We start from the raw sequence: 22,581 nt of genomic DNA, 5'->3' as shown, positions 1-22,581 counted from the left end.
CCGTCATCCTGAACTCGATTCAGGATCCATCGTGCCGCAAACCAATCGGCCGGTATTTATGCGGCGCGATGGATCCTGAACCAAGTTCAGGATGACGGAACGGGTTACTTGGCTGCCTTCGGCTTCTGCCGCGTCCAGATCGCCTCCAGCCGCGCGACAGACGCCGTCCGCTCCTTCAGCTTCAGCCCCTCAAGGCGAAACGCGCGGCCCTGCATGAAGCGGCCGTCGGTCTTCCACGACACGTCGTAGATCGCGGCATCGTGGCGCTCGACATCGGCATCCCAATAGCTGGCGGTGATCAGCACCGGCAGCCGCCCGCTCTGCGTGTCGGGTCCGCCATCGGTCAGCTTCAGCATCGGCGCGGACACCCAGCCGGCGGCGATCTTCGGATCGGCGTCGGTCTGCGCCGCCACGCCCAGCGCCTTGGGAAAGCGGATATCGATCGTCTGCACGTCGTGCGCCGGATCGGTCAGCGTCAGGTCGTCGCCATCCACGCTCGCCTTGAGCATCACCAGCGTGCGCACCTTGCGCTCGCTCGCCTGTTCGGCGCGCTTGGCCTGGTCGTCGGCGCGCCGGTCGGACCAGGTCAGCCACAGGCCGAACGCGGCGATCACCACGCCGGCAACGCCGACCAGTTCGGCCAGCGTCACCCAGCGGCGCCGCGTCGCGGCGGCCTCGGCACGATCGACCGCCTGCGCGACGGTCTCCGGCGCGGCAGCCGCGTTGGACGGCGGCGGCGGCACCAGCGGGTCGACCGGGATCTGCGGCACGCGCGGCGGATCGACGCTCATCGCCCGCCCGCCTCGAGCAGGCGGCGCGGCGCGGCGAGTTCCCAGCTGCGCGCGATGCGATCCTCGACCAGCGACCAGTCGAGGTCATCGCCGGTGAGATCGAGCGACACCCAGCCGGACGGGCCGAGATAGGCGGGAAGCCCGTAGAAATCGGGATTGGCTTCGATCAGCATCGCCTGCTCGTCACTGCCGCCGGTCTTGACGCATACGACGGTCAGCCCGTCACCGTGGTGATCGTCGCGAAACTGGGCGAACTGCTTGTCGGCGACGAAGAAGGTCGGGTGGCCGTGCGACAGCTTTTCGCTCGTCTCGGGCAGCGCGAGCGCGACGCTGCGGATGCGCTCGAGCGCGGCGGCGGGGGCAGGGGAGTCTGTCATGCGACGAATGCTGCCAGAACTTGCGGGTAAAGGCGATGCTCGGCGCCGAGCACGCGCTCGGCCAGCGTGTCCGGCGTGTCGCCGGGCAGGATCGGCACTTCGGCCTGGCCCAATATCCTGCCGCCATCGAGTTCCTCGGTGACGATGTGCACCGAGCAGCCGGCCACCGCATCGCCCGCGGCGATCGCGCGCGCATGCGTATCCAGCCCCTTGTATTTGGGTAGTAGCGACGGGTGGATGTTGAGGATGCGGCCGCGCCACCGCGCGACGAAATCGTCGGACAGCAGCCGCATATAGCCGGCCAGCGCGATGATCTCGACGTCGGCGGCGCGCAGCGCGGCATCGATCTGAGCTTCGTACTCGGCCTTGGGAATGCCCCGGGGGGAATGGGCGAAGGTCGGGATGCCCTGTTCGGCAGCCCAGGCCAGGCCGGGCGCGGCCGGCTTGTCGGAGGCGACGAGCGCGATCTCGTAGGAATCGCCGGCAGCGGCGGCGAGCGCCATCATGTTGGAGCCCCGACCGGAGAGGAGGATGCCGATCTTCTTCACGTCTCCCCTCCCGCCTGCGGGAGGGGCTGGGGGAGGGCATGTCCGGAAAGCGCACCGATCAACGGCAGGCCCTCCCCTAACCCCTCCCGCAAGCGGGAGGGGGATTGGGCGCGCTCAGCCATGATGCGTCGCGGTCCAGTCGGCGCGCGCGCCCCAGGTCTCGGTCGAGCCGGTGACGGTGCAGCCCTTGTCGCCGGCCTCGATCGTGCCGATCGTCGCCACCGATTCGCCCGCCGCCGCGAGCGCTGCGGTGACGCCCTCGACCTCGTCCGCCGCGACGACCACCGCCATGCCGATCCCGCAATTGAACGTACGCGCCATTTCCTCGGGCTCGATCGCGCCCTGCGCCTGCAGGAACGCCATCAGCCGCGGCTGCGGCCAGGCGTCGGCGTCGATCCGCGCGTGGACGCCATCGGGTAGCACGCGCGGCACATTTTCGAGCAGACCGCCGCCGGTGATATGCGCCAGCCCCTTGATGCGGCGTTCGGCGAGCAGCGGCAGCAGGCTCTTCACGTAAATCCGGGTCGGCGCCATGAGCGCGTCGATCAGCCGCACGTCCTGGTCGAACAGCGACGGGCGATCGAGCTTCCAGCCCTTGTCCGCGGCGAGCCGGCGGACCAGCGAGAAGCCGTTGGAATGCACGCCCGACGAAGCGAGCCCCAGGATCACGTCGCCCGGCGCGATCTCGCGGCCGGTGAGCACGCGGTCGCGCTCGACCGCGCCGACGCAGAAGCCGGCGAGATCGTAATCGCCCTCGGCATACATGCCGGGCATTTCCGCCGTCTCGCCGCCGATCAGCGCACAGCCGGCCTGCAGGCAGCCCTCGGCGATCGAGGCGATGACGCGCTCGGCGACCGCAGAGTCGAGCTTCGCAGTGGCATAATAATCGAGGAAGAACAGGGGCTCGGCGCCCTGCACGATCAGGTCGTTGACGCACATCGCGACCAGATCGATGCCGACCCCGTCATGCGCGTTGTAATCGATCGCCAGCTTCAGCTTGGTGCCGACGCCGTCGTTCGCCGCGACCAGCAGCGGATCGACGAACCCTGCCGCCTTGAGATCGAAGAAGCCGCCGAACCCGCCGAGATCGGCGTCCGCGCCCTTGCGCCGGGTTGATTTGGCCAGCGGGCCGATCGCGCGGACCAGCGCATTGCCGGCGGCGATCGAGACGCCCGCCTGGGCATAGGTGTAGGGACTATTCTGTCGGGGATCATCGCTCATATGCCGCCCCTAGCCATAACGCGCTTGGATTTCCACGCCTGCTTCGCCAAAAGGGCCGCGATGTCAGCCCGAACCCCCAAGACGCGTCTCAAGATCGCGCTCGCCTTGTTGCTCGCCACCGGCAGCGGCGTGCTGCTCGCGCAGGACGATGACGGTGGCCCGCAGGGCTATTCGATGGGCGATGCCTCGGGCAGCTACGAAGTCAGCGGCGTCGAGGTGGATGTCACCGGCAAGACTGCGATCCAGGCGCGCGAGGCCGGCTGGCGGCTGGCGCAGCGCAAGGGCTGGGTGATGCTGTCGCAGCGGCTCGGCGGCGGCGGCGGCGGTCTTTCCGATGGCACGCTCGATGCGATGGTCTCGGGCATCGTCGTCGAGAACGAACAGATCGGGCCGAACCGTTATGTCGCGAGACTGGGCGTGCTGTTCAATCGCGGCCGCGCCGGATCCTTGCTCGGCGTCGCCGGCCAGTCGCTGCGCTCGTCGCCGATGCTCGTGCTGCCGCTGCAATATTCGGGCGGCACCGGCCAGATATTCGAGAAGCGCACCGACTGGGCCGAGGCGTGGACGCGCTACCGCACCGGCAACAGCGTGGTCGATTATGTCCGCCCGGCCGGCTCCGGGCCGGATTCGCTGCTGCTCAATCTCGGCCAGATCGGGCGCCCGGGGCGCACCTGGTGGCGCACGATCCTCGATCAATATGGCGCGCTCGACGTGCTCGTGCCGGTGGTGCGGCTGTATCGGCAATGGCCGGGCGGCCCGGTGATCGGCGCGTTCGAGGCGCGGCACGGGCCCGACAACCGGCTGGTCAGCAAGTTCACCCTGCGCGTCAACACGGGCGACGGGCTGCCCGCCTTGCTCGATGCCGGGGTCAAGCGGATCGACGAATCGTACCAGGCAGCGCTGCGCGGCGGGCTGCTCAACACCGATCCCGGCCTGTCCTATGTGCCGCCACCACCGCCGGGAACGGTGGTCGAGGCGCCGGTCGCTGACCTGCCCGTCGATCCCGCCACGGCCGCGCCCACCGCCGCGACGATCGCGGTAAACATCCAGTACGACACGCCGGGCGTCGGCGCGGTATCGTCGGGCGAGGCGGCGCTGCGCGGCATTCCCGGCGTGCGCTCGGCGATGACCAGCAGCCTCGCGCTCGGTGGCGTCTCCGTCATGCGCGTGAGCTTCGATGGCGATCCGGCGACGTTGCAGGCGGCGCTCGAGGCGCGCGGCTGGACCGTCCAGGGCGCGGGCAACACGCTGCGCATCCGTCGCGCAGTGGCACCGCCGCCGCCTGCGCCGGCGCCGGCGGACAATGCGACAAGCGGATGAGCGCCGGCCCCACAGGGCAGATCGCGCTGCCGTTCGAATGGCCCGCCGATCCCCGCGACGACGAATTCCTGGTCAGTGACTCCAATGCGCGCGCCGTGCAGCAATTGGAGCATTGGGCGTCCTGGCCGGTAATGACCGTGGTGCTGACCGGTCCGCGCAAGTCGGGCCGCAGCCTGCTGGCGCGGATCTTCGCCGCCAAGAGCGGCGGCACGATCATCGACGATGCCGAGCGCCAGCCGGAGACGACGCTGTTCCATGCCTGGAACCGCGCGCAGGAGGAGCGTCATCCGCTTGTCATCGTGGCTGACCATGCCCCGCCGACATGGGCCGTCAAGCTTCCCGATCTGCGTTCGCGCCTCGCCGCCAGCCCGATCGCGCAGATCGGCGCGCCGGATGACGCCTTGATGCAGGCCCTGTTCGAACGGCTGTTCCTCCGGCGCGGGCTCGATGCGCGCCCGGACCTGATCCAGTGGCTGCTGACGCGGGTCGAGCGCAGCCATATCGCGCTGCTCCGCGCGGTCGACGTGCTCGACCAGGCGGTGCTCGAACGGCGCAAGCGCTTGTCGATCCCGCTGGCCAAGGCCACATTGACCGAGGCGAGCCTGATCGTCGATCGGGCGCCCACATTGCCATTCGAGGTTCCATGACCCGCCCCGCCCATATCGCGCGCCTCGTTCAGGACGATGATGATCAGTTCGCCGCGGAGGAAAGCGGCGATCGCTATTTCAACCGCGAGCTCTCCTGGCTGGCGTTCAACCGCCGCGTGCTGGAGGAAGCGTGCAACGAGGCGCATCCGCTGCTCGAGCGCGTCCGCTTCCTGTCGATCTCGGGCTCGAACCTCGATGAATTCTTCATGGTGCGCGTTGCCGGCCTGAAGGGCCAGCTGGTCCAGGACGTCGATCGCCGCTCGGCCGACGGCATGACCTCGGGCCAGCAGCTCGCCGCGATCGTGGCGGAAGCGGACGAGCTGATCGAGAGCCAGCGCTCGGTGTGGCGCGATCTGCGGCGCCAGCTCAGCGACCAGGGGATCGACATCCTGGGCTCGCGCACGATCGACGATTTCCTCACCGAGGAGGAGGTCGACTGGCTGCAGAACCAGTTCCTCGAACAGATCTTCCCGATCCTCACCCCCCAGGCGCTCGATCCGGCGCACCCGTTCCCGTTCATGTCGAACAAGGGGCTGGCGGTGATGTTCGATCTCGTCCGCCTGTCGGATCAGGAGCCGATCCGCGAGCTGATCATGCTGCCGAGCCAGATGCCGCGCTTCGTCCGCGTGCCGGGCGAGCGCGCACGCTTCGTTGCCGTCGAGTCGCTGGTCAAGCGCTTTGCGCCGCTGATCTTCCCCGGTTACGAGGTGCTCGGCGGGGCCGAATTCCGCGTGCTGCGCGACAGCGATCTGGAGATCGACGACGAGGCGGAGGATCTGGTCCGCTACTTCGCCAATGCGATCAAGCGCCGCCGCCGCGGGCGCGTGATCCGGCTCGAGCTGGAAAGCGGCATGCCGCCGGCGCTGGGCGAGGCGCTGCGCGACGAACTGGGCGGTCACGCCTTCGTCACCGAAAGCGGGGCGTTCCTGGGCGTCGGCGATCTCGACGCGATCGTCGACGAGGACCGCCCCGACCTCAAATTCACCGCCTTCTCGCCGCGCTTTCCCGAGCGGATTCGCGAATTCGGCGGCGATTGCTTCGCCGCGATCAAGGCCAAGGACATCGTCGTCCACCACCCGTACGAGACGTTCGACGTGGTGCTCGCCTTCCTCAAGCAAGCGGCCGCCGATCCCGACGTGGTGGCGATCAAGCAGACCCTGTACCGCGCCGGCAAGCAGCCGGCGGTGATCAACGCGCTGATCGCGGCGGCGGAATCGGGCAAGTCGGTGACCGCGGTGGTCGAGCTGAAGGCGCGGTTCGACGAGGAGCAGAACATCATCTGGGCGAGCGCGCTGGAGCGTGCCGGGGTGCAGGTCGTCTACGGCTTCATGGAGTGGAAGACGCACGCCAAGATCTCGATGGTGGTGCGCCGCGAGGCCGGGCAATACCGCACCTACTGCCATTTCGGCACCGGCAATTATCACCCGATTACCGCCAAGATCTATACCGATCTGAGCTTCTTCACCGCCGATCCGCGCATCGGGCAGGATGCCGCGCAGATGTTCAATTACATCACCGGCTATGTCGAACCGGACAATATGGCGCTGGTCAGCCTGAGCCCGCGCGATCTGCGCCCCAAGCTGGTCGATCTGGTCGATGGCGAGATCGCCAATGCCAAGGCCGGCAAGCCGGCGGCGATCTGGGCCAAGATGAATTCGCTGGTCGATCCGGCGATGATCGAGAAATTGTACGAGGCGAGCGCGGCCGGCGTCGAGATCGACCTGATCATCCGCGGCATCTGCTGCCTGCGCCCCGGCGTGCCCGGCCTGTCCGAGCATATCCGCGTCAAATCGGTGATCGGCCGCTTCCTCGAGCACAGCCGCATCTGGGCGTTCGGCAACGGCAAGGCGCTCCCCAACGACGATGCCAAATTGTTCATCTCCTCGGCCGACTGGATGCCGCGCAATCTCGATCGCCGCGTCGAATATATGCTGCCGATCCTCAATCCCACGGTGCACGACCAGATCCTCGATCAGGTGATGGTCGCCAATCTGATCGACAACGAGCAGAGCTGGGATCTGACGTCCGACGGCTCCTATGTGCGCGAGACGCCGGGCGACCGGCCGTTCAACCTGCACCGCTATTTCATGACCAATCCGTCGCTGTCCGGGCGCGGCGCGGCGCTCAAGGGCAAGTCGGTGCCCAAATTGTCGCTCAGGCGTGGACGCTGACACAGATCATGACTTCATTGTTCAGTAAAACGCGTACCGAGCCCGGCCATGACGGGCGGATAAGCGAACCGCGTACCGGGATCATCGATATCGGGTCGAATTCGATCCGCCTGGTCGTCTATCAGGGCCCCGAGCGCATCCCCTCCGTGCTGTTCAACGAAAAGGTCATGGCCGGGCTCGGGCGCGGCCTGGCGCAGGACGGCGCGATCTCGCAGGGCGCGCTCGACATGGCGGAGCAGGCGCTGGCGCGGTTCGCCGCGGTGGCGCGCGAGATGGACGTGACACGGCTGCGCACCGTGGCGACCGCGGCGGTACGCGATGCCTCGAACGGCGCGGCGCTGCTGGAGACGGTGCGGCGGCTCGGGCTCGACGTCGAGACGCTGTCGGGCGAGCAGGAAGCGATGGCGGCGGGGCACGGCGTGCTTTCCGGCATCCCGCAGGCGGACGGCATCGTCGGCGATCTCGGCGGCGGCAGCCTCGAACTGGTGCGCATCGAGCGCGGCGCGTTGCGCGAGCGCGTCTCTTTTCCGCTCGGGGTGCTGCGCATCGGCGCGGTGCGCGCGAAGGGCGCCGGCGCGCTCGAACGGCAGGTGCACAAGGCGCTCGGCGATGCCGGCTGGCTCGGGCGCGGCGCGGGCCTGCCACTCTATCTGGTCGGCGGCTCGTGGCGCGCGCTCGGGCGGCTCGACATGCATCTGTGCAGCTATCCGCTGCCGGTGATCCATCAATATGCCATGCCGGCCGACTCGATCACCCGCATGGGGCGGACGATCGCGCACGTGAACAAGCAATGGCTGCGCGCCGTGCCCGGCCTGTCCTCGGGCCGCGCCGCGACGCTGGGCGACAGCGCGGCGCTGCTGCAGGCGCTGCTCAAGCATATCGGCAGCGATCGCACGATCGTCTCGGCGTTCGGCCTGCGCGAGGGGCTGCTCTACGGCGCGCTCGATCCCGCGGTCCAGGCCGAGGATCCGCTGATCGTGGCCACGCGTGACGAAGGCCGCCGCCACGGCCGCTTCCCCGAACATGGCGACCTGCTCGATCGCTGGATCGCGCCGCTGTTCGGCAATGACGATACCGAGATGGCGCGGCTGCGCCATGCCACCTGCCAGCTGGCCGATGTCGGCTGGCGCGCCAATCCCGAATTCCGCGCCGAACGCGGCGTCGAGGTCGCGCTGCACGGCAATTGGGTGGCGATCGACGCGCGCGGCCGGGCGCTGGTCGCGCAGGCGCTGTTCACCAGCCTGGGCGGCGGCACCAACACGCCGGCCCCGCTGGCGATGCTGGCGCCGGCCGAGGATCTCAAGCGCGCGGTGAGTTGGGGCTTGGCCATGCGGCTTGGCCAGCGGCTGAGCGGCGGCCTGGCCGGGCCGCTGCAGCGCTCACGGATGAGCGAGGATGCGGCAACGGTGACGCTGCACCTCACCGACGCCGACCGCGCGCTGTACGGCGACGCGGTCGAGCGGCGGCATGCCGCGCTGGCCAATGCCGTGGGGCGCACGGCGGTGGTGGCGGGCTGACACCAACACAGCCGTCATCCCGGACTTGATCCGGGATCCATCGTGCCGCACGCTCGGCGCTCCGATATTGCGCGTGTACCAAGCCGCCTGATGGATCCCGGATCAAGTCCGGGATGACGGAATGGGCACGAGGAGCAGAACTTTACCCGCAGCTGATCCGCTCGGCCTCACCCTTCAGCCCGACCCACACATTCACGCGGCTCTCGTTGAATTCCATCGTCACGCGCATGTTCGGCGTGATCCGCCGGGCGCTGCGCGCGCCCGAGACGCGCTGCACCTTGGCGACCAGCGCCGGCGTCGCCTGCTGCCCGACGAAGCGCTGCGCGGGCGCCGCCTGACACACGCCGACCGGGCCGGGCAGCGGGGCAGGGCGTTCCTGCGTGCAGGCGGCCAGCGCGAGCACCAAAGCGGGAGCGGCAAAAACGATTTTCATGTAACATCCTCTGTACGGGTCATCTTGAGCTTGCCGCCGACCACGGCGAAGGCCAGCCGGCCCTCGACCAGATCGAGCGCGTCGCGGCCGAACTGTTCGAACCGCCAGCCGGTCAGGATCGGCAGGTCGCCGCGCGTGCCGGCGGCCAGCGCTTCGAGATCCTCGCTCCGCGCCAGCAGCCGCGCGGCGACGTCGATCTCCTTCGAGCGGATCTTGAGCAGCAGCTTGAGCAGATCGGCGACCAGCGCGCCATCCTTGCCCAGCCCGGGCTTGCGATCGTCGCGCTGCGGCATCTCATCCGCGCCCATCGGCACGGCATTCTCCAGCGCCGCCATCATGCGCGCGCCGATATCGTTGTTCGCCCAGCTGGCGGAGAGACCGCGGACCTTGGCGAGATCGCCCTGCTTGCGCGGCGGATGGCCGGCGATGTCGGCGATCGTCTCGTCCTTGACGATGCGACCGCGCGGAATGTCCTTCTGCCGCGCCTCGATCTCGCGCCAGCGCGCTAGCGCCTTCAGCCGGCCGAGCAGATCGGGCTTGCGCCCGGGCACGCGGATGCGCTTCCACGCTTCCTCGGGATCGTTGGCATAATTGGCCGGATCGCCGATCCGCTCCATTTCCTGATCGAGCCAAGCGCCGCGGCCGGTCTTGCGCAGCTTGGCGAGCATCTTGGGAAAGATTTCCGCCAGATGCGTGACGTCGCCGATGGCATATTCGATCTGCCGCGCGTCGAGCGGGCGGCGGCTCCAATCGGTGAAGCGCGCGCCCTTGTCGACGACGATGCCAAGATAGGCGTCGACCAGGTTGGAATAGCCGATCTGCTCGCCTTGCCCGAGCGCCATCGCCGCGACCTGCGTGTCGAACAACGGAAAGGGCGTCTTGCCGGTGAGATTGTAGATGATCTCGAGATCCTGCCCGCCGGCATGGAAGACCTTCAGCACGTCGTGATTTTCGGTCATCAGATCGAGCAGCGGCTTCATGTCCAGCCCCGGCGCCATCGGATCGATCGCCGCCGCCTCGTTCACATCGGCGATCTGGATCAGGCAGAGTTCCGGCCAGAACGTGTTCTCGCGCATGAATTCGGTATCGACGCAGACGAAGTCGGCCTGCGCCAGACGGGTGCACAGATTGGCGAGAGTCGCACTGTCGGTGATGAGCGGATGGATATGCATGGGCGTGCCATAGCGGGGCCTGCGCGGCTTGACAAAGGGCGGTGGGAAAGGGAAGCGCGGCGACATCAATTTGACCGTCATCCCAGCGCAAGCTGGAATCTCCGGTTGCCATGCGCGCCCTTGCGGCACGAGATCCCAGCTTGCGCTGGGATGACGAAGGTAGAGAGAAACATGCACGCCTATCGCACGCACACTTGCGCCCAGCTCCGCGCCGCCGATGTCGGCACCTCGGTCAAGCTGTCCGGCTGGATCCATCGCAAGCGCGATCACGGCAATCTGCTGTTCGTCGATCTGCGCGATCATTACGGCATCACCCAGATCGTCACCGACAGCGACAGCCCGACGCACGCCGTGCTCGACAAGTTGCGCGCGGAATCGGTCGTCACGATCACCGGCGACGTCATCGCCCGCTCGCCCGAGACGGTGAACGCCAATCTGCCCTCGGGCGAAGTCGAGATCCGCGCGCGCGACGTGGTGGTGCAGTCGTCGGCGCAGGAGCTGCCGATGCCGGTGTTCGGCGAGAACGAATATCCGGAAGAGACCCGCCTGCGCTATCGCTTCCTCGATCTGCGCCGCGAGCGGCTGCACGCCAACATCATGCTGCGCTCGAACGTCATTTCGTCGCTGCGCCAGCGCATGATCGGTCAGGGCTTCACCGAGTTTCAGACGCCGATCCTGACCGCGAGCAGCCCCGAGGGCGCGCGCGACTATCTCGTGCCGAGCCGCGTCCATCCGGGCAAGTTCTACGCGCTGCCGCAGGCACCGCAGATGTTCAAGCAGCTGCTGATGGTCGCCGGGTTCGACCGCTATTTCCAGATCGCACCGTGCTTCCGCGACGAGGATGCGCGCGCCGACCGGTCGCCGGGCGAATTCTACCAGCTCGATTTCGAGATGAGCTTCGTGACCCAGGACGACGTGTTCGCGGCGATCGAGCCGGTGCTTCACGGCGTGTTCGAGCAGTTCGCCGACTGGCAGGGCAAGGGGCGCACCGTCTCGCCGCTGCCGTTCAAGCGGATCCCGTACCGCGAATCGATGCTCAAGTACGGCAACGACAAGCCCGACCTGCGCAACCCGATCGTCATCACCGACGTGTCCGAGCATTTCCGCGGGTCGGGTTTCGGGCGGTTCGCGTCGATGGTCGAGGGCGGCGACGTCGTCCGAGCGCTGGCGGCCCCCAACACGCATGAGAAGAGCCGCAAGTTCTTCGACGAGATGAACAGCTGGGCGCAGAGCGAAGGCTTCCCGGGTCTCGGTTATGCGACGCAGAAGGACGGCGTGTTCGGCGGGCCGATCGCCAACAACCACGGGCAGGACGGCATGAAGGCGATCGCCGAGGCGCTCGGTCTGGGCCCGAACGACGGCATCTTCTTCTCGGCGGGCAAGGAAGCGTCCGCGGCGAAGCTGGCAGGGCTCGCGCGCACGCGGGTTGCCGACCAGCTCGGGCTGATCGACGACAAGACATTCGAATTCTGCTGGATCGTCGATTTCCCGATGTTCGAATATGACGAGGACGCGAAGAAGGTCGACTTCAGCCACAACCCCTTCTCGATGCCGCAGGGCGAGATGGAGGCATTGGAGACGATGAACCCGCTCGATATCCTCGCCTTCCAGTACGATATCGTCTGCAACGGGATCGAGCTGTCGTCGGGCGCGATCCGGAACCACAAGCCCGAGATCATGTACAAGGCGTTCGAGATCGCCGGTTACACGCAGGACGACGTCGACACGAACTTCGCGGGCATGATCAACGCGTTCAAGTGCGGCGCCCCGCCGCACGGCGGCTCCGCACCGGGCGTCGACCGGATCGTGATGCTGCTCGCGGACGAGCCCAACATCCGTGAGGTCATCACCTTCCCGATGACGCAGAAGGCCGAGGACCTGATGATGGGCGCGCCCAACTTCGCGACGCCCAAGCAGCTCAAGGAACTGAACCTCAAGACGGTCGCGCCGGTGGTGGCGAAGACGGTAGGCTAGGCTGTTCGACCGGAATAAGGCGACCCGGCAATCCCATAAACCGCCGTCATCCCGGACTTGATCCGGGATCCATCAAGCGGCTTGGTACACGCCGAGATCAAAGCGCCGAGCGTGCGGCACGATGGATCCTGAACCGTGTTCAGGATGACGGCAGTGGGTGAGGGCAGGGGGACCGAAATGCTCAGCAACCAGCTAACCCCCGCGCCGCCGACGCGGCTCGTGCGCAGTCTCGGCGTGCTCGGCGTGCTGTTCCTCACCCTGTCCGTCACCACGCCGGCCTCGTCGGTGTTCGTGATTGTCCCGGGCATGCTGCAGGAGGCGGGCACCGGCGCGATCTGGGCGCTGGCGATCGCCGCGGTGGTGTGCGTCGCCACCGCCTATATCTATGCCGAACTGTCCTCAGCCTGGCCTGTTGCCGGCGGCGAATATGTCATGGTGGCGCGCACGCTCGGGCCGCTCGCCGGCTTTGTGATGCTCGGCGTCAACGTGTTCAACAATCTGCTCTTTCTGCCCGTCGCCGGGCTCGGCATCAGCGAGGTGCTGGCGATCGTCGTCCCCGGCCTGCCGGTGATCCCGGTCGCGGTCGCGGTGGTCGCCGGCTCGGCGCTGATCGGCCTGCTCAACATCCGCGTCAACGCGCTGGTCACCGGCGCCTTCCTCGTGCTCGAGGTCATCGCGCTCGTCGCGGTGGTCGCCCTGGGCGGCCTCGACATGGTCCGGCCGCTCGGCGATCTGCTCGCCGCCCCGGTGATGGTCAGCGATGGCGCGCTCGGCCCGGTCAGCGCGGTATCGATCGGCGTCGCCACCTCGATCGCGATCTTCGCGCTCAACGGCTATGGCGCGGCGGTCTATTTCGGCGAGGAGATGCACCAGGCGCCGCAGAAGATCACGCGCACGATCATGCTCGCACTGGGGCTCACCTTGCTGCTCGAAGTGATTCCGATCCTTGCCCTCCTGGTCGGCGCGCCGGATCTCAAGGCGGCGCTGGCCAGTGCCAATCCGTTCGGCGAGCTGGTCCAGGTGCGCGGCGGCGACACGGTGGCGCAATGGATCGCGGTGGGCGTCGCGCTGGCCATCGTCAACGCGATCATCGCCTGGGTGCTGGCTTGCGCACGCTTCTTCTACGGCACCGCGCGCGACCGGGCCTGGGGCCGCCCGCTCGATACCTGGATGACCGCGATCCACCCGCGCTTCGGCTCGCCCTGGCTCGGCACGCTGATCATCGGCGCGGTCGGCATCGCCACCTGCTTCATTCCGCTGCAGGTGCTGCTGGTGCTCAGCGGCTCGGGGCTGGTGGTAATCTATGCCGGCATCGCGGTGGCGACGATCGCCGGCCGGCGCAGCGGCGCGACGGCGCACGCCGCCTATCGCATGCCGCTCTATCCGCTGGCGCCGATCGTCACGCTGATCGCGCTGGGCTTCGTGGTCTATTACAGCTGGCAGGATCTTGGCGAAGGGCGGCCCGGGCTGATCGCCACCGCCGCGCAGGTGGCGGGCTCGGCGGCCTATTATTGGTTCGTGGTGAAACGGCGCGGCGCTTGGCACGTTCACATCCCCGACAACGAGGAACCCCCGGCATGACGATCAACCTGTCCGATTACGAAGCCGGTACGAAATATGACGGCGATTATTCGGACGCGCTCGCCGCGCTGCAGGAGCGGCTGGCGCATATCCAGGTCGCGCATATCGTCCACAAGAAGCGCGCCGTCGTGCTGCTCGAGGGCTGGGATGCGGCGGGGAAGGGCGGGATCGTCCAGCGCCTGTGCACCACCTGGGATCCGCGCAACTATCAGGTCTGGCCGATCAAGGCGCCGCACCCGGAGGAACTGGCGCGGCATTTCCTGTGGCGCTTCTGGAAGCGGCTGCCGGCAGACGGCAATATCGCCGTGTTCGATCGCAGCTGGTACGGCCGCGTGCTGGTCGAGCGCGTCGAGGGCTATGCCAAGGAGGCCGATTGGCGCCGCGGCTATGACGAGATCAACGAGTTCGAGGCGCAGCAGGTCGATTCGGGCACGACGATCGTCAAGCTGTTCGTCCACACCACCCAGGCCGAGCAGGACGCCCGCCTGCTCGCGCGGCTCGAGCATCCGTGGAAGCGCTGGAAGACCGGCCTCGAGGATTATCGCAACCGCGAGAAGCGCGACGCCTATCTCGACGCCATGACCGAGATGTTCCGCCGCACCGATACGCGCTGGGCGCCGTGGCATGCGATCGACGGCAACAACAAGAAGGCGGCGCGGATCGCCGCGCTGACGATCGTCGCCGATGCGCTGGAGGCGGCGGTGGACATGACCGCGCCGCCGCTCGACCCGGCGATCGAAAAGGTCGCGCGCAAGGCGCTGGGCAAGGCGAAGTAAGGGCGTCATCCCGCCGCGGATGACGCCCCGGGGCTACGCGGCGGGCGTGAAGGCGCCGTCCTCGTCCATCACCAGCAGCACGCCGTCGGCGATCGAGAAATGCGCGCCGCGCAGCCGCAGCGTGCCCGCCGCTTCGCGGTTGGGGACGAACGGGAAGGTGCGCAGATTGGCGATCGAGGTCCGGATCCCCTCCAGTTCGAGCTGCTTGACCGCCTCCGGCCCGGTGCCGTGCTCGGCGACGATCCGCGTGCGCGCCGCGTCGAGGATATCGACCCAATGCGCGATGAAGCCGCCTTCGCCCGGCGCCTGATCGGCAAAGGATTGCGACAGTGCCGCGGCAACCCCGCCGCACGAGCCGTGCCCCATCACCAGGATATCGGTCACCTGCAGCTGCGTCACCGCGAATTCGAGCGCGGCGGAGACGCCGTGGCGCCCGCTGCCATCCTCGAACGGCGGCACGAGATTGGCGACGTTGCGCACCACGAACATCTCGCCCGGGCCAGAATCGAAGATCTGCGTCGGATCGACGCGGCTGTCGGAACAGGCGATGACCATCACCTTCGGGCTCTGCCCCTTGCCGAGTTCGGTCCAGCGCTCGCGCTCATGCTCGTATTCCTCGGCGCGGAAGCGCTGATAGCCGGCGATCAGATCGGAATATTCTGTCATCGTGATCCTCGTTGAGTTGACGAACAGGCCGCTAGAAAGGCTGGTCGCGCGAAAAGGTCCATGGCGGGCGAGTTGTGTCGGTCGCGCTGCATCGCTATCTGCACCGCATGAACGAGATGTCCCCGCTCGCCCGTCCGCCCCGCGAACGCAAGCCCGACTGGCTGCGCGTCAAGGCGCCGACCTCGGCCGGCTTCGCCGCAACGCGCGATCTGATGCGCGCGAAAAGCCTGACCACCGTGTGCGAGGAAGCGGCCTGCCCGAATATCGGCGAGTGCTGGAGCAAGAAGCACGCGACGGTCATGATCCTGGGCGACACCTGCACGCGCGCCTGCGCCTTCTGCAACGTCAAGACCGGCATGCCGCGCGCGGTTGACCGGCTTGAGCCGCAGAATGTCGCCGATGCGGCGTTGCAGATGGGATTGCAGCATATCGTCGTCACCTCGGTCGATCGCGACGATCTGCCCGATGGCGGTGCGTCGCAGTTCGTCCGCGTGATCCAGGCGCTGCGCGCGACCACGCCGACCACGACGATCGAGATTCTCACCCCCGATTTCCGCAACAAGGCGCAGGCCGCGGTCGAATCGATCGTCGAGGCGCGCCCCGACGTCTACAATCACAATCTCGAGACGGTGCCGCGGCTCTACCCGACGATCCGCCCCGGCGCGCGCTATTATGCCTCGCTGCGGCTGCTGGAGAGCGTCAAGCGGCACGATCCGTCGATCTTCACCAAATCCGGCATGATGATGGGGCTGGGCGAGGAGCGGATGGAGGTGCATCAGGTGATGGACGACATGCGCAGCGCCGATGTCGATTTCCTGACGCTCGGCCAATATCTCCAGCCCACGCCGCGCCACGCCAAGGTGCTCGATTTCGTCACCCCCAAGGCGTTCGATGCCTATGCGCAGATCGCCCGCGCCAAGGGCTTCATGCTCGTCGCCTCGTCGCCGCTGACGCGCTCGAGCTATCATGCCGGGGACGATTTCGCCCGGCTGCGCGCGGCGCGTGAGGCGAAGCTCGCGCGCGGCTGATGCCCAAACATTCCGAAACCCGGCATCTGCCCTATAGCTGCGAACAGATGTTCGATCTGGTCGCCGATGTCGGCCGCTATGCCGAATTCCTGCCCTGGGTCACCGCCATCCGGGTTCGGTCGAACAGCGAGACCGAGATGCTCGCCGACATGATCGTCGGCTTCAAGGGGCTGCGCGAAACCTTCACCTCGAAGGTCGAGAAGCAGCGCCCGTCGCATCTGTCGGTCGATTATGTCGATGGCCCGCTCAAATATCTGCGCAACGACTGGACCTTCCGGCCGGACGGCGACGGTGGCTGTTTCGTCGATTTCACGGTCGATTTCGCGTTCAAGAACCGCGTGTTCGAGATGCTTGCCGGCCAGGTGTTCGGCACCGCGCTGCGCAAGATGATCGGCGCCTTCGAGGAGCGCGCGGCGGTGCTCTATGCGTCGCCCGGCGGCATCAGCAGTTCGAGCGCGCAGAGCGCCGCCTGAAGCCGCACGCCGCCGCGGCCGAGATCGCCGAAATCCTTGCGATCGGCGACGATGTCGGCCGGATCGGCGCCCTTTTCCGCCCGCGCGAACACCACGGTGCCGACGGGCTTCTTGTCCGATCCGCCGCCGGGCCCGGCAATCCCGGTGATCGCCACCGCGACATCCGCGCCGCTCACCGCCAGCGCGCCCTGCGCCATGCTCCAGGCGACCGCGATCGACACCGCGCCGAACGTGTCGACGATGTCGGCGCTGACGTTGAGCAGATCGACTTTCGCCTCGTTGGAATAGGTCACGAAGCTTGCCTCGAGAACCTCGGACGATCCCGGAATCTCGGTCAGCGCGGCGGCGACCAGCCCGCCGGTGCAGCTTTCCGCCACGCTGACGCGGCGTCCGAGCGCAAGGTTGCGTTCGATCACTGTCCGCGCGACGTCGACCAGTTCGGCCGGCAGGATCGTGTCCATCGTCATGGCCTCGGCATAGCGGGAAGGGGGGGAATAGCGGGGAGGGGGCAGATCGTGAAGGGCGATCGGCCCGGCTTGGCATCGCTGCCGAGCGTGAACAGCAGCACGGCGATGCCGGCGACGTTGCGCGCCGGCAGCGGGCCGATCAGCGTGACCATGCGCTCGACCTTGGGGCAGTCCGCCGGCTTGATTTCCTTGGCCAGCATCGGCGCGATCATCGCGGTGATCACCGGGCGCATCAGATCGGGATCGACCCCCTCCACGCCCTGGCCGATCAGCTTGGCGAAGGCGGTCTTGGTCTGCGGCAGCACCGCCGGGCCGTCGGCGCGGTAACGCGCCACCAGCGGCTGCAGCCCGGCGCGCAGCGTCGCTTCCGGCGGCAGGCTGGCGGCGCAGCCCTGGCCAACCGCGTCGAGCATGTCGGGCAACAGCGTGATCACCAGCCCCTCCGCCTCCGGCTGGGTCAGGCAGGGGGTCGCCGCCTGCGCCGTGGTCGCGGCCAGCGCGAGCCACAGGGAGGCCGCGGTGCGGATCGTGTGTCTGCCGGTCATCATGCCCCAATCCTGATCGTCGCCATCGCCTGCGCGGCGATTCCCTCGCCCCGCCCGGTAAAGCCGAGCCGTTCGGTCGTCGTCGCCTTGACGCTGACCTGCGCGGTCGACAGCTGCAGCAGGTCCGCGATACGGGCCCGCATCGCCTCGCGGTGCGGGCCGATCTTGGGCGCTTCGCACATCAGGGTGAGATCGATGAAATCGATGATCCCGCCCGCCGCGCGCACCAGGCCGGCGGCATGATCGAGAAATTGCGCCGAATCGGCACCCTTCCATTGCGGGTCGCTGGGCGGGAAATGCGTGCCGATATCGCCGGCCGCGATCGTGCCGAGCAGCGCGTCGGTGATCGCGTGCAGCGCGACATCGGCGTCGCTATGCCCGGACAGGCCCTTGTCGTGCGGGATCAGCACGCCGCCGAGCCACAGTTCCTCGCCGGTTTCGAGGCGGTGGACATCGAACCCGCTCGCGCTGCGCGAGATCAGGCTGGCGCCATGGCGTGCCTCGGCGGCGGCGAAATCGGCGGGGTAGGTGATCTTGTCGAGCATCACGTCTCCTTCGACCATCGCGACGCTGCCGCCAAGCCGCCGCAGCATCTGCGCATCGTCGGTCGGCTCCTCGAACGCCCAGTCGCGATGCGCGCGCAGGATCGCGTCGAAGCGGAACGCCTGCGGCGTCTGAACGCGCGACAGGCCGGTCCGGTCGACCGTATCGCCCTGCGCATTGACCAGCGTGTCGGCGACGGGCAGGGTGGGAAAGGCGCCGTCTGCTGCGTCCAGCGCGGCGAGCAGGCGATCGATCACTGCGGCGGGTAGAAAGGGGCGCGCGGCGTCGTGAATCAGAACCCGCTCGACCAACTCCCCATCTGTCACCCCGGACGTGTTCCGGGGTCCACCGTGGTTCGTGAGTTCGGGCTGCGGTGTTTGCGGCACGGCGGACCCCGGAACAAGTCCGGGGTGACGGGGAGGGTTGGCCAGTGCCTCCAGTCCGGCGCGCACCGATAGCCGCCTGGTTGCGCCCCCGATCACGTGATCGGCACCGGCGACTGCCTCGCCCAGCAACGCCTGTTGATTCTCGCCGATGACCACGATCACCCGGTCGATGGCCGGGTGCGCGCTGAGCGCGGCAAGGCTGTGCGCGATCATCGGTCGGCCCGCCAGCATGGCGAATTGCTTGGGCATATCGCTGCCGCTGCGTGTGCCGGTGCCGGCGGCGACGATGATGGCGGCTGTACGGGGCGTCGTCATGCGCTCCGCCTAGCGGATGTGATCCGGGGTCGCCAGCCTTGCCATTTTCGCCCGCCGGCGCTACTGCCCGTTTTTCAGGCACATGATGAAAACACTTTCCCCCATCCAGGTCGGCCCGGTGCGGATCGACCATCCCGTGGTGCTCGCGCCGATGACCGGCGTCACCGACATGCCGTTCCGCACGCTGGTGCGCCGCTACGGCTCCGGCCTCAACGTCACCGAGATGGTCGCCAGCCAGGCGGCGATCCGCGAGACGCGCCAGTCGCTGCAGAAGGCGGCCTGGCATGTCAGCGAGAATCCGGTGTCGATGCAGCTGGTCGGCTGCACGCCCTATGAAATGGGCGAGGCGGCCAAGCTCAGCCAGGATCGTGGTGCGGCGATCATCGACATCAACATGGGCTGCCCGGTGCGCAAGGTGACCAACGGCGATGCCGGCTCCGCGCTGATGCGCGATCTCGACAATGCCGCCGCGATCATCCGCGGCGTGGTCGATGCCGTCACCGTGCCGGTGACGCTCAAGATGCGCATGGGCTGGTGCCATGACAGCCTCAACGCGCCGGATCTGGCCAGGATTGCGCAGGATCTCGGCGTCAAGCTGATCGCGGTGCACGGCCGCACGCGCAACCAGATGTACAAGGGCAATGCCGATTGGGCGTTCATCCGCAAGGTCAAGGATGCGGTCGATCTGCCGGTCATCGCCAATGGCGATATCTGCGGGATCGAGGATGCCGAAGCCGCGCTGGAGCAATCGGGCGCGGACGGTATCATGATCGGTCGCGGCGCCTATGGCCGGCCCTGGCTGCTCGGCCAGCTGATGGAATATTTCGCCACCGGGCGGCGTGTCGAGGATCCCAGTCTCGAAGAACAATATGACGTGATTTCCGAGCACTACGACGCCATGCTGCAGCATTATGGCAACGAGGTCGGGGTCAATATGGCGCGCAAGCATATCGGCTGGTACACCCGCGGCATCCACGGTTCGGCCGAATTCCGCAACCGCGTCAACCAGATCCCCGACCCCAAGGTGGTGCAGGCGATGCTGGCGGAATTCTACGCGCCGTATCGCAGCCGCGCCGCCGCCTGATGGCGACGGCCCGGGCCAGCGGCGGGCCGAGTTTCTCGGAGCTGCTGGCCGCGCTGCCGGTCGCGGTGCTGGTGCTCGATCCGGCCGACCGCGTGGTCCATGCCAATGCCGAATGCGAGGCGCTGCTCAACCTGTCGGAGCGCGCGATGCTCGGCCAGCCGATCGACTCGATCCTGCGCTCGCCGCGCGATTCGACCGCGCATGACAGCCACGGCTTCGCCGCCTTCGATGTCGAGATCGATCTGGTGCGCGGCGGTCGGGTGCGCGCCGACTTCATCGAGGCAGGCGTTGCCGACCGGCCGGGCTGGCGCACGATCACGCTGCACCATGCCGCGGCATCGCGGCGCCTCGGTCACAGTGCCGACCGCGCGTCGGCGGCGCGCGCCGCGGTCGGCGCGGCGGCGATGCTCGCGCACGAGATCAAGAATCCGCTGTCCGGCATCCGCGGCGCGGCGCAACTGCTCGGCATGGGGGCGGGCGAGGGCGCGGCCGAACTCACCACGCTGATCACCACCGAGGTCGATCGCATCGCCGCGCTGATCGATCGGATGCAGGATTTCACCGACACGCGCCCGCTGACCATCGCGCCGGAGAATATCTATCCGATGCTCGATCATGTGCGCCGCGTCGCCAACGCCGGCTTCGCGCGCGAGGTGCCGATCGACGAGCGCTTCGATCCCTCGCTGCCGCCCGTGCTGGTCGATCGTGACGCCATGGTGCAGGTCATCCTCAACCTGATCAAGAACGCCGCCGAGGCACTGGGGGGCCAGGCCGACGGCCGCATCACGCTGGCCACCGCGTACCGCCACGGCATGGCGGTGAGCGCCGCGCCGGGCCGCGCGCGGCGCCCGCTGCCGATCGAGATCTGCGTGATCGACAACGGCCCCGGCGCGCCGGCGGAGATCGCCGATCACCTGTTCGACCCGTTCATTTCCGGCAAGCCCGAAGGCGAGGGGCTGGGGCTGGCGCTGGTCGACAAATTGGTCCGCGATATGGGCGGGATCATCCAATATGCGCGGGAGGGATCGCCCGAGGCGACCATCTTCCGCATCCTGTTGCCACGAGGCGAATGATGAGCAAGACCGGCACGATCCTGGTGCTCGACGACGATGCGGCGATCCGCACCGTCGTCGCGCAAGCGCTGCGCCGCGACGGGCACCGGGTGACGACCACCGCGTCGTTCGCCGAATTCGAGGTGCAGCTGCGGCTGACCACGCCCGATGTGGTGATCTCCGACGTGATCCTGCCCGACGGCAACGGGCTCGATCGCGTCGCGCGGCTGACCGCCGAGCATCCGTCGCTCCCGGTGATCATGCTCTCGGCGCAGAACACGCTCTCCACCGCGGTCCGCGCGACCGAGGTCGGCGCCTATGACTATCTGCCCAAGCCGTTCGATCTCGACGCGCTGTCGCGCGCGGTGCAGGGCGCGCTGGCGCGCAGCGCCGGCGGCCCGCTCGACGCGGTCGATGGCGATGAGGGCACGCTGCCGCTGATCGGCCGCTCGCCGGCGATGCAGGACGTGTACCGCATCATCGCGCGCGTCGTCTCCAACGACCTGACCGTGCTGATCTCGGGCGAATCGGGCACCGGCAAGGAATTGGTTGCCCAGGCGATCCACGATCTCGGGCCCCGCCGCCGCTCGCCATTCGTCGCGCTCAACATGGCGGCGATCCCGCGCGAGCTGATCGAGGCGGAACTGTTCGGCCATGAGCGCGGTGCGTTCACCGGCGCGCAGGCGCGCTCGGCCGGGCGGTTCGAGCAGGCCGCCGGCGGCACCCTGTTCCTAGACGAGATCGGCGACATGCCGATGGAGGCGCAGACCAGGCTGCTGCGCGTGCTGCAATCGGGCGAGTTCACCACCGTCGGCGGCGCGCGCACGATCCGCGCCGACGTGCGCATCGTCGCCGCGACCAACCGCGATCTCGCCGGTCTGGTCGCCGGTGGGCAGTTCCGCGAGGACCTGTTTTACCGCCTCAACGTCGTGCCGATCGCGCTGCCCGCGCTGCGCGCCCGCCGCCAGGATATCGCCGCGCTGGCGCGCCACTTCCTCGACAAGGCGGCGGAAAGCGGCCTGCCGCGCAAGCAGCTCGAGCCGCAGGCGATCGCCGCGCTGGAACATTACGACTGGCCCGGCAACGTCCGCGAGCTCGAGAATATCATGCGCCGCATGGCCGTGCTCGCCCGTGACGAGCGAATCGATGCCGACGAAGTCCGCGCGATGCTCGGCAGTGCGGGCGCCGTGCCGGTCGAGGTCGATCCCGGGATCGAGGCGGCGGTGCGCGGCCGGCTCGAGCGCATGGCGCGGGAGGAACCGGCCGTGTTCGACGATGGCACGCTGTACGATCGCATCATCGGCGAGGTCGAACGCCCGCTGATCGAGGCTATGCTCGCCCGCCACGGCCACAACCAGCTGCGCGCCGCGCGGGCGCTGGGAATCAACCGCAACACGTTGCGCAAACGGCTCGATACGTTGGGCATCGATCCCGCGACGGGGCGGTCGGGCGAGCCGGCAGCGGGCTAGGCCGCGAGAAAGTGTGTTCTATTGG

22 protein-coding genes are annotated in these 22,581 nt (G+C 68.0%); 12 read left to right on the top strand and 10 right to left on the bottom strand.

Translation table 11 applies throughout. The features are described 5' to 3' along the window. Positions 1-104: 104 nt before the first annotated feature. The 4 genes from NV401_RS09130 to purM form a co-directional block, all read right to left on the bottom strand. The gene (locus NV401_RS09130; RefSeq protein ID WP_261294108.1) at positions 105-791 is read right to left on the bottom strand and encodes a hypothetical protein; all 687 of its coding nucleotides are present in this window, start codon (positions 789-791) and stop codon (positions 105-107) included. Beyond that, positions 788-1,168 carry an MmcQ/YjbR family DNA-binding protein gene (locus NV401_RS09125; protein WP_261294107.1) on the bottom strand — a complete coding sequence of 127 codons (381 nt, stop codon included), beginning with the start codon at positions 1,166-1,168 and terminating at the stop codon, positions 788-790. The genes NV401_RS09130 and NV401_RS09125 overlap by 4 nt, the downstream gene beginning before the upstream one ends. Continuing rightward, positions 1,165-1,674 carry a phosphoribosylglycinamide formyltransferase gene (gene purN / locus NV401_RS09120; protein ID WP_261294323.1) on the bottom strand — a complete coding sequence of 170 codons (510 nt, stop codon included), beginning with the start codon at positions 1,672-1,674 and terminating at the stop codon, positions 1,165-1,167. Before purN ends, NV401_RS09125 begins: the two co-directional genes overlap by 4 nt. Before the next feature lie 156 nt (positions 1,675-1,830). After that, complete coding sequence (purM, locus tag NV401_RS09115) at positions 1,831-2,937, bottom strand: phosphoribosylformylglycinamidine cyclo-ligase (RefSeq protein ID WP_261294106.1); 1,107 nt, start codon at positions 2,935-2,937, stop codon at positions 1,831-1,833. 60 nt (positions 2,938-2,997) lie between these two features. Between purM and NV401_RS09110 the strand changes: the two genes are divergently transcribed. Genes NV401_RS09110 through NV401_RS09095 form a run of 4 tightly spaced genes read left to right on the top strand, consistent with a single transcriptional unit; the run spans position 2,998 to position 8,592 of the window. Further along, the gene (locus tag NV401_RS09110; protein WP_261294105.1) at positions 2,998-4,257 is read left to right on the top strand and encodes a heavy-metal-associated domain-containing protein; all 1,260 of its coding nucleotides are present in this window, start codon (positions 2,998-3,000) and stop codon (positions 4,255-4,257) included. Beyond that, positions 4,254-4,904, top strand: coding sequence for an HdaA/DnaA family protein (locus NV401_RS09105; protein ID WP_261294104.1), 651 nt, complete (start codon positions 4,254-4,256; stop codon positions 4,902-4,904). The genes NV401_RS09110 and NV401_RS09105 overlap by 4 nt, the downstream gene beginning before the upstream one ends. After that, complete coding sequence (locus NV401_RS09100) at positions 4,901-7,075, top strand: RNA degradosome polyphosphate kinase (RefSeq protein WP_261294103.1); 2,175 nt, start codon at positions 4,901-4,903, stop codon at positions 7,073-7,075. The genes NV401_RS09105 and NV401_RS09100 overlap by 4 nt, the downstream gene beginning before the upstream one ends. 8 nt (positions 7,076-7,083) lie before the next feature. Then, on the top strand, positions 7,084-8,592 hold the full coding sequence (locus tag NV401_RS09095) for a Ppx/GppA family phosphatase (RefSeq protein ID WP_261294102.1): 1,509 nt from the start codon (positions 7,084-7,086) through the stop codon (positions 8,590-8,592). A 142-nt stretch (positions 8,593-8,734) separates the two neighbouring features. On the opposite strand, the gene NV401_RS09090 is transcribed toward NV401_RS09095, so the two are convergent. Beyond that, positions 8,735-9,025 carry an I78 family peptidase inhibitor gene (locus NV401_RS09090; protein ID WP_261294101.1) on the bottom strand — a complete coding sequence of 97 codons (291 nt, stop codon included), beginning with the start codon at positions 9,023-9,025 and terminating at the stop codon, positions 8,735-8,737. Continuing rightward, positions 9,022-10,197, bottom strand: coding sequence for a ribonuclease D (gene rnd / locus NV401_RS09085; protein ID WP_261294100.1), 1,176 nt, complete (start codon positions 10,195-10,197; stop codon positions 9,022-9,024). Before rnd ends, NV401_RS09090 begins: the two co-directional genes overlap by 4 nt. Positions 10,198-10,368: 171 nt before the next feature. Here rnd and aspS point away from each other — a divergent pair, with 171 nt between their 5' ends. From aspS to NV401_RS09070, 3 genes are all read left to right on the top strand, one after another. Next, positions 10,369-12,171, top strand: a complete 1,803-nt coding sequence (gene aspS / locus NV401_RS09080) for an aspartate--tRNA ligase (protein WP_261294099.1) — start codon at positions 10,369-10,371, stop codon at positions 12,169-12,171. Between the two features lie 144 nt (positions 12,172-12,315). Next, positions 12,316-13,752 carry an APC family permease gene (locus NV401_RS09075; protein ID WP_261294322.1) on the top strand — a complete coding sequence of 479 codons (1,437 nt, stop codon included), beginning with the start codon at positions 12,316-12,318 and terminating at the stop codon, positions 13,750-13,752. Then, positions 13,749-14,528, top strand: a complete 780-nt coding sequence (locus tag NV401_RS09070; protein WP_261294098.1) for a polyphosphate kinase 2 family protein — start codon at positions 13,749-13,751, stop codon at positions 14,526-14,528. Before NV401_RS09075 ends, NV401_RS09070 begins: the two co-directional genes overlap by 4 nt. Positions 14,529-14,561: 33 nt before the next feature. Here the strand turns inward: NV401_RS09070 and NV401_RS09065 are convergent, their stop codons facing one another. Then, positions 14,562-15,194 carry a carbonic anhydrase gene (locus NV401_RS09065; RefSeq protein ID WP_261294097.1) on the bottom strand — a complete coding sequence of 211 codons (633 nt, stop codon included), beginning with the start codon at positions 15,192-15,194 and terminating at the stop codon, positions 14,562-14,564. 107 nt (positions 15,195-15,301) lie between these two features. Here NV401_RS09065 and lipA point away from each other — a divergent pair, with 107 nt between their 5' ends. Further along, positions 15,302-16,222 carry a lipoyl synthase gene (gene lipA / locus NV401_RS09060; RefSeq protein ID WP_261294096.1) on the top strand — a complete coding sequence of 307 codons (921 nt, stop codon included), beginning with the start codon at positions 15,302-15,304 and terminating at the stop codon, positions 16,220-16,222. Beyond that, a complete protein-coding gene (locus NV401_RS09055) occupies positions 16,222-16,695 on the top strand; it encodes a type II toxin-antitoxin system RatA family toxin (protein WP_261294095.1) in 474 nt (157 codons plus the stop codon). Before lipA ends, NV401_RS09055 begins: the two co-directional genes overlap by 1 nt. On the opposite strand, the gene NV401_RS09050 is transcribed toward NV401_RS09055, so the two are convergent. From NV401_RS09050 to ispF, 3 genes are read right to left on the bottom strand one after another with little or no spacing between them, the layout of a single operon-like run. After that, positions 16,644-17,162 carry a CinA family protein gene (locus NV401_RS09050; protein WP_261294094.1) on the bottom strand — a complete coding sequence of 173 codons (519 nt, stop codon included), beginning with the start codon at positions 17,160-17,162 and terminating at the stop codon, positions 16,644-16,646. The genes NV401_RS09055 and NV401_RS09050 overlap by 52 nt on opposite strands. After that, positions 17,159-17,710 (bottom strand): hypothetical protein, encoded by a 552-nt coding sequence (locus tag NV401_RS09045; RefSeq protein WP_261294093.1) that lies wholly within the window; start codon positions 17,708-17,710, stop codon positions 17,159-17,161. Before NV401_RS09045 ends, NV401_RS09050 begins: the two co-directional genes overlap by 4 nt. Further along, the gene (ispF, locus tag NV401_RS09040) at positions 17,707-18,951 is read right to left on the bottom strand and encodes a 2-C-methyl-D-erythritol 2,4-cyclodiphosphate synthase (RefSeq protein WP_261294092.1); all 1,245 of its coding nucleotides are present in this window, start codon (positions 18,949-18,951) and stop codon (positions 17,707-17,709) included. Before ispF ends, NV401_RS09045 begins: the two co-directional genes overlap by 4 nt. Before the next feature lie 85 nt (positions 18,952-19,036). Here ispF and dusB point away from each other — a divergent pair, with 85 nt between their 5' ends. From dusB to ntrC, 3 genes are read left to right on the top strand one after another with little or no spacing between them, the layout of a single operon-like run. After that, positions 19,037-20,035: a tRNA dihydrouridine synthase DusB gene (gene dusB / locus NV401_RS09035; RefSeq protein ID WP_261294091.1), complete on the top strand. Its 999-nt coding sequence runs from the start codon at positions 19,037-19,039 to the stop codon at positions 20,033-20,035. Beyond that, on the top strand, positions 20,035-21,108 hold the full coding sequence (locus NV401_RS09030) for a two-component system sensor histidine kinase NtrB (protein WP_261294090.1): 1,074 nt from the start codon (positions 20,035-20,037) through the stop codon (positions 21,106-21,108). Before dusB ends, NV401_RS09030 begins: the two co-directional genes overlap by 1 nt. Continuing rightward, complete coding sequence (gene ntrC, locus NV401_RS09025; RefSeq protein WP_261294089.1) at positions 21,108-22,556, top strand: nitrogen regulation protein NR(I); 1,449 nt, start codon at positions 21,108-21,110, stop codon at positions 22,554-22,556. Before NV401_RS09030 ends, ntrC begins: the two co-directional genes overlap by 1 nt. Positions 22,557-22,581: the final 25 nt, after the last annotated feature.

Source organism: Sphingomonas hylomeconis (assembly GCF_025370105.1).
In the GTDB taxonomy this organism is placed as follows: Bacteria; Pseudomonadota; Alphaproteobacteria; order Sphingomonadales; family Sphingomonadaceae; genus Sphingomonas; species Sphingomonas hylomeconis.
Note: the sequence above shows the minus strand (reverse complement) of the source record. Positions and strands in the feature narration are given on the sequence as shown.

What these genes read in the sequence shown, in the direction of transcription:
- NV401_RS09130 (WP_261294108.1), bottom strand. Translation starts at nt 791, where the DNA reads ATGAGCGTCGATCCGCCGCGCGTGCCGCAGATCCCGGTCGACCCGCTG.
- NV401_RS09125 (WP_261294107.1), bottom strand. Translation starts at nt 1,168, where the DNA reads ATGACAGACTCCCCTGCCCCCGCCGCCGCGCTCGAGCGCATCCGCAGC.
- purN (WP_261294323.1), bottom strand. Translation starts at nt 1,674, where the DNA reads ATGATGGCGCTCGCCGCCGCTGCCGGCGATTCCTACGAGATCGCGCTC.
- purM (WP_261294106.1), bottom strand. Translation starts at nt 2,937, where the DNA reads ATGAGCGATGATCCCCGACAGAATAGTCCCTACACCTATGCCCAGGCG.
- NV401_RS09110 (WP_261294105.1), top strand. Translation starts at nt 2,998, where the DNA reads ATGTCAGCCCGAACCCCCAAGACGCGTCTCAAGATCGCGCTCGCCTTG.
- NV401_RS09105 (WP_261294104.1), top strand. Translation starts at nt 4,254, where the DNA reads ATGAGCGCCGGCCCCACAGGGCAGATCGCGCTGCCGTTCGAATGGCCC.
- NV401_RS09100 (WP_261294103.1), top strand. Translation starts at nt 4,901, where the DNA reads ATGACCCGCCCCGCCCATATCGCGCGCCTCGTTCAGGACGATGATGAT.
- NV401_RS09095 (WP_261294102.1), top strand. Translation starts at nt 7,084, where the DNA reads ATGACTTCATTGTTCAGTAAAACGCGTACCGAGCCCGGCCATGACGGG.
- NV401_RS09090 (WP_261294101.1), bottom strand. Translation starts at nt 9,025, where the DNA reads ATGAAAATCGTTTTTGCCGCTCCCGCTTTGGTGCTCGCGCTGGCCGCC.
- rnd (WP_261294100.1), bottom strand. Translation starts at nt 10,197, where the DNA reads ATGCATATCCATCCGCTCATCACCGACAGTGCGACTCTCGCCAATCTG.
- aspS (WP_261294099.1), top strand. Translation starts at nt 10,369, where the DNA reads ATGCACGCCTATCGCACGCACACTTGCGCCCAGCTCCGCGCCGCCGAT.
- NV401_RS09075 (WP_261294322.1), top strand. Translation starts at nt 12,316, where the DNA reads ATGACGGCAGTGGGTGAGGGCAGGGGGACCGAAATGCTCAGCAACCAG.
- NV401_RS09070 (WP_261294098.1), top strand. Translation starts at nt 13,749, where the DNA reads ATGACGATCAACCTGTCCGATTACGAAGCCGGTACGAAATATGACGGC.
- NV401_RS09065 (WP_261294097.1), bottom strand. Translation starts at nt 15,194, where the DNA reads ATGACAGAATATTCCGATCTGATCGCCGGCTATCAGCGCTTCCGCGCC.
- lipA (WP_261294096.1), top strand. Translation starts at nt 15,302, where the DNA reads ATGAACGAGATGTCCCCGCTCGCCCGTCCGCCCCGCGAACGCAAGCCC.
- NV401_RS09055 (WP_261294095.1), top strand. Translation starts at nt 16,222, where the DNA reads ATGCCCAAACATTCCGAAACCCGGCATCTGCCCTATAGCTGCGAACAG.
- NV401_RS09050 (WP_261294094.1), bottom strand. Translation starts at nt 17,162, where the DNA reads ATGACGATGGACACGATCCTGCCGGCCGAACTGGTCGACGTCGCGCGG.
- NV401_RS09045 (WP_261294093.1), bottom strand. Translation starts at nt 17,710, where the DNA reads ATGATGACCGGCAGACACACGATCCGCACCGCGGCCTCCCTGTGGCTC.
- ispF (WP_261294092.1), bottom strand. Translation starts at nt 18,951, where the DNA reads ATGACGACGCCCCGTACAGCCGCCATCATCGTCGCCGCCGGCACCGGC.
- dusB (WP_261294091.1), top strand. Translation starts at nt 19,037, where the DNA reads ATGAAAACACTTTCCCCCATCCAGGTCGGCCCGGTGCGGATCGACCAT.
- NV401_RS09030 (WP_261294090.1), top strand. Translation starts at nt 20,035, where the DNA reads ATGGCGACGGCCCGGGCCAGCGGCGGGCCGAGTTTCTCGGAGCTGCTG.
- ntrC (WP_261294089.1), top strand. Translation starts at nt 21,108, where the DNA reads ATGAGCAAGACCGGCACGATCCTGGTGCTCGACGACGATGCGGCGATC.